At 72.1% G+C, this 6979-nt stretch carries 7 protein-coding genes; 6 read left to right on the forward strand and 1 reads right to left on the reverse strand.

The annotated features are described in order from the left end of the window. Window positions 1–747: 747 nt before the first annotated feature. Complete coding sequence (locus tag IF28_RS0135425; protein ID WP_234325414.1) at window positions 748–1500, reverse strand: SLC13 family permease; 753 nt, start codon at window positions 1498–1500, stop codon at window positions 748–750. Window positions 1501–1638: 138 nt separating this feature from the next. Between IF28_RS0135425 and IF28_RS36755 the strand changes: the two genes are divergently transcribed. The 6 genes from IF28_RS36755 to rraA all read left to right on the forward strand — a co-directional run bounded on the left by IF28_RS36755 (window position 1639) and on the right by rraA (window position 6841). Then, window positions 1639–2349, forward strand: coding sequence for an aspartate/glutamate racemase family protein (locus IF28_RS36755; RefSeq protein ID WP_051713996.1), 711 nt, complete (start codon window positions 1639–1641; stop codon window positions 2347–2349). After that, window positions 2346–3182: a sugar phosphate isomerase/epimerase family protein gene (locus IF28_RS0135435; RefSeq protein ID WP_030229436.1), complete on the forward strand. Its 837-nt coding sequence runs from the start codon at window positions 2346–2348 to the stop codon at window positions 3180–3182. The genes IF28_RS36755 and IF28_RS0135435 overlap by 4 nt, the downstream gene beginning before the upstream one ends. Window positions 3183–3216: 34 nt before the next feature. After that, window positions 3217–4296: an isocitrate/isopropylmalate dehydrogenase family protein gene (locus IF28_RS0135440; protein ID WP_030229438.1), complete on the forward strand. Its 1080-nt coding sequence runs from the start codon at window positions 3217–3219 to the stop codon at window positions 4294–4296. An 88-nt stretch (window positions 4297–4384) separates the two neighbouring features. Beyond that, window positions 4385–5659: a 3-oxo-tetronate kinase gene (gene otnK, locus IF28_RS0135445; RefSeq protein ID WP_030229440.1), complete on the forward strand. Its 1275-nt coding sequence runs from the start codon at window positions 4385–4387 to the stop codon at window positions 5657–5659. Then, the gene (gene otnC / locus IF28_RS0135450; RefSeq protein ID WP_030229442.1) at window positions 5656–6300 is read left to right on the forward strand and encodes a 3-oxo-tetronate 4-phosphate decarboxylase; all 645 of its coding nucleotides are present in this window, start codon (window positions 5656–5658) and stop codon (window positions 6298–6300) included. The genes otnK and otnC overlap by 4 nt, the downstream gene beginning before the upstream one ends. Before the next feature lie 49 nt (window positions 6301–6349). Continuing rightward, on the forward strand, window positions 6350–6841 hold the full coding sequence (gene rraA, locus IF28_RS0135455) for a ribonuclease E activity regulator RraA (RefSeq protein WP_030229445.1): 492 nt from the start codon (window positions 6350–6352) through the stop codon (window positions 6839–6841). Window positions 6842–6979: the final 138 nt, after the last annotated feature.

The following is a 6979-nucleotide window of genomic DNA, read 5'->3' on the forward strand; positions in this document are numbered from 1 at the left end:
TCCAACGGGAACGACACGTTGACCGTCTTCACCTCGACCTTCATCGTCCCGGCCCCTCGGCAGCGAACCGCCACGATCAGCGCATCACCGGGCGCACCCTTGGCATAGGAGAAGCTTGCGTTGCCCTGATCTCAGGCTGCTGGCCCTTGCCGCTGCAGTTCCTCCAACCAGACGGCGGGGAGCCGACCGTGATGAGCGGCGCCCGTACGATGATCACTGTGACCAGCCGCTCTCGACGCTGCGCCCGGCGTCCGTATCCCGGACCTCGGGGATCTGCGGACCCGTGGTGTGTTCGGAGCCACCCCCGTCGGGCCGTCGAGCCCGCGACGCGCCCTCGGAACGGGCAGCGCAGACCCGGTGTGAGGTCCGCCAACTGATGCCGGAGGAGAGCATCCAGGCGGAATCAAGTCCGGTGTCCTGTCCTCGTGTCTGACGTACTCCCCGACCGCCCGGTCGGTGCTGTTCCGGTAGATGCCTGGGTCTGACCTGGCCATGATGGCCCGGGTTGCGGGCCCGCCGGACGTCATCGGCCTGGCCGAGGTTGGGCTTCCGCACCGACCCTCCTGCACGGGCGGCCGGAGAGGCGCCGCGCGTAGCAGGGGCCGGGACGACGTCCCTCGGTACCGCCGCCCCAGGTGTTCTGGGTGCCACCCGGTGAGACGGGCGGGCGTTCGACGTCTCTGGCCCGGCGGGCTGTGTGCGGCCCGCCGGGCTGAGCGGCGAAGGGTGCGGGGCGGTGTCCGGGGCTCAGGTGACGCTGATGGCGCCGGTGATGACGGCGAAGAGGATGTAGGCGGCTGAGACGAGAATGCCCCAGCGCAGGGCGTGCTTCTGGAAGTCGCCGAGTTCGGCTTTGACCAGGCCGAGGAGGACCCACAGGGGCGCGCTGGTGGGGCCCATCATGTGGAGGATCTGGCCGATGGCGCCGGCGCGGGCGATCTCGTTGGCGGGGATGCCGTAGTGCGCGGCGGACTCCGCGAGGACGGGGACGACGCCGAACCAGTAGCCGTCGTTGGACATGAAGAAGCCGAGGGGCAGGGCGAGGATCGCGGTGAAGAGCGGGATGACGTTGCCCCAGCCGTCCGGGACGATCGACAGGGCGGCGTCGGCCATGGCCTTGATCATGCCGGAGTCGGTCATGATGCCGGTGAAGACGCCGGCGGCCAGGACGAGGATCATCACCGGGACCGCGTTGGCGGCCTGGCGCTTGATGAGCTCCTGCTGGTCGCCGATGGCACGGATATTGACGAGCAGGGCGATGACGAAGGCGACCATGAAGAGCACCAGGAGGTCGGCGACCTCGGCGATGAGCAGCACCATCAGCAGCAGGGTGAGGGCGGCGTTGAACCACATGCGCCAGTCGGCCTTGACCGGCTCGAACGCCTCGCCGGAGGCGATCTCGAGCTTGTAGGCGGCGAGCTTCTCGCCGTCGATCTTGTGGCGCTCGCGCAGGCCGAGCCAGTAGGCGACGGCGATGATGGCCAGGCTGGTGAGGGCCATGGGGCCGATCATGTGGACGAAGTACTCGGTGGCGCTCAGGTGGAGGACGCTGATGCCGCGGGTGGCGGCGCCGCCCCAGGAGCAAGCCCGCGGTCGGGACCCTTACCGGTCCCCGCCTACCGGAAGAGGAAGAACCCGGTGATCGAACCCCACCCGCTCATCGCCATGATCCATGCCGTGCCGCGCGGCGCTCGCATCGCCCAGGAGGCGTTCGCTCGGGAGTTCCCGCAGGCCACGGTCTGGAACGTGCTGGATGACCGCCTCCTGGACGACGCCCGCGCGGCCGGTGGGCTCACGAACGTGCTGCGCCGGCGCATGCTCCGCCTGATCGGCCACGTGATGGACGGCGGCGCCCAGGGCCTGCTGCTGACCTGCTCTTCTTATGGAGAGGTGGTGGACACCGCCCGAGCACTGTGGAACGTGCCCGTGCTGAAATCTGACGAGGCGATGTTCAAGGCAGCACTTGCCGGGCCTTACCGCCGCGTCGGCGTCGTCGCATCGACCCCGCCCGCCGTTCCCGCCGCTGTTGTCCAGCTCGAAGCGCTCATCTCAGAGGTCCGACGGGACCGCCCCGTCGACATCGTGACCGCCCTGAGCGAGGCAGCAGCCGCAACAGACGACGCCGAGTCTGCCGCCCGTCACCTGGCGGACGCACTGCATGCCGCCGACGGCACCGATGTCGATGCGGTGCTGCTGGCGCAGTACTCACTCACACCGACACGCGACGCCCTCGCCGCCCTGCTGGGTGTGCCGGTGCTGGACGGTGCCAGTGCCGCCGCGCGTGAACTGCGCGAGCTGCTCACATCCGACGAGCGGTCGGCGGCACCGGCCGCGGCGGTCACGCCGTGACCGCGGGACTGCCCTGGCCGCTGGCCTACACCGTCTCGGGCGACGACTGCGCGACCCCCGTGCCGCTCGGCTTCGGCGCGCGGCTCGCCGAAGCCGTCCACCACCTGTCCGAGCTGGGTTACGACGGTGTGGAGGTGCAGGTCCGCGAGTCCGGCGCCCGCGACGCCGAGACCCTGGTGCGGATTGTCGGGTCCGGTGGCCTGAAGGTCCTGGGCATCGGCACCGGTCCGGTCGCCGCACAGGACCGGCTGACGCTGACCGACCCGGCACCGGACGTGCGCCGGCGCGCTCTCGACCGGCTGCTGGGCGCCGCCCGCCTGGCCGGTGCGCTCGGCGTCCCGGTCACCCTGGGCCAGACCCGCGGCACCTTCCTGCCGGGACTGGAGGACATGCAGCGCCTGTGGGCCGAACGCGCCGTGCGGCGCCTGGCCGAGGAAGCGGCCGACCGGGGCAGCCGACTGCTGCTGGAACCCCAGTCACGCGCCCACACCTCGCTGTGGCACACCCCGGCCGAAGCCCTCGCCTTCATCGACTCGCTCGACGCCCTGGCCGGACTGGTGCTGGACACCTACCACCTCGACGCCGAAGGCGTCGACGCCGTCCGGGCGGTCACGGACCACGCCCGCGTCACCGGCTGCTTCCAGCTCGCCGCGCCCGCCACCCGCGGCCCGCTGACCGTCGGCGACCCCCGGCTCCCGTCCCTGTTCACCGCGCTGCGTGCGGGCGGCTTCACCGGCTGGCTGACCGTGGAGCACACCCAGGACGGCGACAGTCCGAAGGCCGCCGCCCGCTCCTGGACCGCGCTCACCGACGCCGCGTCCGCCCTGTCCTGACCCCACCCCTGTTTCTTCGAGAGGAACCCGCACCATGAGCACCACGACCTACCGCCTCGGCGTCCTCGAGGGCGACGGCATCGGCCCCGAGATCGTGCCGTCCTCCGTCGAGATCGCCACCGCCGCCGCGCAGGCCGCGGGCGTCTCCGTCGACTGGGTGACCCTGCCGCTGGGCGCCGCCGCCATCGAGAGCCACGGCACCCCGGTCCCCGAGGAGACCAAGGACGCCCTGGCCGGGCTGGACGGCTGGTACCTCGGCCCGCACGACTCCGTGTCCTACCCCGAGCCGCACAAGTCCGCCCTCAACCCCTCGGGCACCCTGCGCAAGCACTTCCAGCTCTTCGCCAACATCCGCCCGGCCAAGAGCTTCCCCGGCGCGAAGGCCGTCTGCGACGACGCCGACCTCGTCATCGTCCGTGAGAACACCGAGGGCTTCTACGCCGACCGCAACACCTTCGCCGGCACGGGTGAGTTCATGCCCACCCCCGACACGGCCATCATGCTGGGCATCATCACCCGTGAGGCCACCGAGCGCGTCGCCCGCGTCGCCTTCGACCTGGCCCGTTCGCGCCGCAAGAAGCTCACCATCGTCCACAAGGCCAACGTCCTGAAGCTGACCACCGGCCTGTTCCGCTCGGTGTGCCAGGAAGTCGCGAAGGACTACCCGGACGTGGCGGTGGACGACTTCCACATCGACGCCATGACTGTCCACCTGGTGCGCCGCGCCCAGGACTTCGACGTCATCGTCACCGAGAACATGTTCGGCGACATCCTCTCCGACCTGGCCGGCGAGATCTCCGGCTCGCTGGGCACCGCCCCGTCCGTCAACTCCTCCGCCACCACCGCCATGGCCCAGGCCTCCCACGGCTCCGCCCCAGACATCGCCGGGCAGGACGTCGCCAACCCGGTCGCCATGATCCTCTCCGGGGCGATGCTCTTCGAGTGGCTCGCCGTCAAGCACGGCGACGAGAAGCTCGCCACCGTCGCCACCATCATCGAGAAGGGCGTGGCCGACGCGATCGCCGCCGGCACCTCCACCCGCGACCTCGGCGGCTCCGCCTCCACCACCGAGTTCACCGCCGCCGTGATCAAGGCCATCGGCGCCGGCCGGTAACCCCCGGACCGTCCGGGGCGGGTTCCCACGCCGCCCGCCCCGGACCTCACGAGCCGTACGACGCACAGCCCGAGGAGAGACCCCGACCATGACCCTGCGCATCGGCTGCACGGCCGACGACTTCACCGGCGGCACGGACGTCGCCGCCGCCTTCCGGCGGGCCGGCCTGCGCACCGCCCTGGTCTTCGGCGCCCCGTACGACACCACCGCGCTCCCGGCGGACTGCGACGCCGCGGTCGTCGCGCTCAAGTCCCGTTCCACGCCCGTCGACGAGGCCGTCGCCGACTCGCTCGCCGCCCAGCGCTGGCTGTGGAGCAAGGGGGCGGCCCAGGTCTACTTCAAGTACTGCTCCACCTTCGACTCCACCCCGCGGGGCAACATCGGCCCGGTCACCGACGCCCTGATGGACGCCGCCGGCGCCGCGGTCACCCTGCACTGCCCGGCCTCCCCGCCCAACGGCCGCACCGTCTACCAGGGCCATCTGTTCGTCCACGACCAGTTGCTGTCCGACTCGCCGCTGCGCCACCACCCCCTCAATCCCATGACGGACTCTGCCCTGGTGCGTCTGCTGTCCGCACAGACGCGCCACCCGGTGGGCCTGGTCGACTGGGCCACCGTGCGCCGCGGGGTCGAGGCCGTGCGCGACGCCCTGACCGCTCATCAGCAGTCCGGTGTCCGGCACGTCGTCGCCGATGCCCTGACCGACGAGGACCTCGCCGTGCTCGGCGCCGCCGCCCTAGAACTGCCGGTCGTCGCCGGTGCCGCGGGCCTGGCCGAAGGGCTGGGGCACGCCTACCCCGCGTCGGGACCGGCCGCCGCCGAGCCGTGGCCGCGTGACGGCCGGGCGGCGGTCCTGGCCGGCAGCTGCTCGGCCCGCACGCTCGAACAGATCGCCCAGTTCTACGCCGCCGGCCTGCCCTCCCTCCACCTCGACGTCCTCGCCGCCGCCACCGGTCGCGACGTCGTGGGCGAAGCGCTTGCCTGGTACGACGAGCAGGACCCCGACCTGCCCGTGCTGATCTACGCCTCCGCCTCACCGGAGGAACTAGCCGCCGTGCAGGCTCAGTTGGGGGTCACCGAGGCCGCAGCGCAGGTCGAGGAGCTGCTCGGCGCGCTCGCCTCCCGCCTCGTCGGGCGCGGCGTGCGACGCCTGCTGGTGGCGGGCGGGGAGACGTCGGGTGCCGTCACCACCGCCCTCGGGATCCGTGCCGTCCTCGTCGGCGAGGAAGCCGACCCCGGCGTCCCGTGGACGTACGCCACCACCGAGCACGGCGACCTGGCCCTCATGCTCAAGTCCGGCAACTTCGGCGCACCCGACCTGTTCACCCGAGCCCTGCACACCGTCGTCGAGGAGACCAAGTGACCGCTCACACCGACGAGCCGGCCGCCCGTACGCGCCTCGTGCGCTCCGCCCGTTCCCTGTTCACGCGCGGCCTGACCCACGGCTTCACCGGCAACCTGTCCGTCCGCCTGGCCGACGGCAGCCTCCTGCTCACCCCCACCGGCTCCAGCCTCGGCACCGTCGAGGAGAGCGAGCTGTCCCGTACGGACCTGTCCGGCAGGCACCTCGACGGGCCCCGCCCCACCAAGGAGGCGTTCCTGCACGCCGCCTTCTACCGGGCCCGGCCAGGCGCCCACGCGGTCGTGCACCTGCACTCCACCCACGCCGCCGCCGTCTCCTGCCTGGACGGCGTGGACCCCGCCGACGCCCTGCCGCCGCTCACCGCGTACTACGCCATGCGCGTCGGCCCCCTCCCCCTCCTCCCCTACCACGCCCCCGGCGACAGCGGCCTGGAACCGCTCGCCGAGGAGACGGCCCGCACCCACCACGCCGTCCTGCTCGCCAACCACGGTCCCGTCGTCGCCGGCGCGTCCTTGGAGCAGGCCGCCGACGCGATCGAGGAACTGGAGGAGACCGCCAAGCTGCACCTCCTCCTGAGGGGTCACGCGACCCGTCCCCTCACCCCCGAACAGGCTGCCGCGCTCGCCCCCACATCCCCCTGACGGCCGGATGAACCGCGAGCGCGGCAGTCTCCCCAGAGAAGGAGCCCTCATGAAAGTCACCCCCGTCCCCACGCCCGACCTCGTCGACCGGTACGGCACCGACCTGCGCGTCTGTGACCTGCAGTTCCGCCAGTTCGGTGCCCACCGCGGCTTCGCCGGCCCGGTGCGCACCGTCTCCTGCCACGAGGACAACGGCCTGCTGCGCGACCTGCTCCGCACCCCGGGCGACGGCGCCGTCCTCGTCGTCGACGGCGGCGGCTCCCTGCGCACCGCCCTGGTCGGCGACCTCATCGCCGGTGCCGCCCAGGACAACGGCTGGGCCGGCCTGGTCCTGCACGGCGCCGTCCGCGACAGCGCCGCCCTGGCCGGGCTCCGGCTCGGCATCAAGGCACTGGGCACCGTCCCGCGCAAGAGCGCCAAGGACGCGGCCGGAGCCGTCGACGTACCCGTCACCTTCGGCGGCGTCACCTTCCGCCCCGGCGACGTCCTGCACGCCGACGACGACGGCATCGCCCTCCTCCCCGAAGGCACGGTGAGCTGACCGGTGGTGCTGAAGACCTTCGGCTGGTCGTTCGCGGTCACCGCGCTCGGTCTGGTCGCAGCGGTCCTCTTCGGGGGGTGGACCGCCTTCGGCATCGTGGCGATCCTCTCCGTGCTCGAGATCTCGCTGTCCTTCGAC

Origin of the sequence: Streptomyces sp. NRRL WC-3626, assembly GCF_000718785.1 — a bacterium.
Taxonomy (GTDB): Bacteria; Actinomycetota; Actinomycetes; order Streptomycetales; family Streptomycetaceae; genus Streptomyces; species Streptomyces edwardsiae.

Coding starts and splice junctions, on each gene's coding strand:
- IF28_RS0135425 (WP_234325414.1), bottom strand. CDS start 1,500: ATGGCCCTCACCAGCCTGGCCATCATCGCCGTCGCCTACTGGCTCGGC.
- rraA (WP_030229445.1), top strand. CDS start 6,350: ATGAAAGTCACCCCCGTCCCCACGCCCGACCTCGTCGACCGGTACGGC.
- otnK (WP_030229440.1), top strand. CDS start 4,385: ATGACCCTGCGCATCGGCTGCACGGCCGACGACTTCACCGGCGGCACG.
- IF28_RS0135440 (WP_030229438.1), top strand. CDS start 3,217: ATGAGCACCACGACCTACCGCCTCGGCGTCCTCGAGGGCGACGGCATC.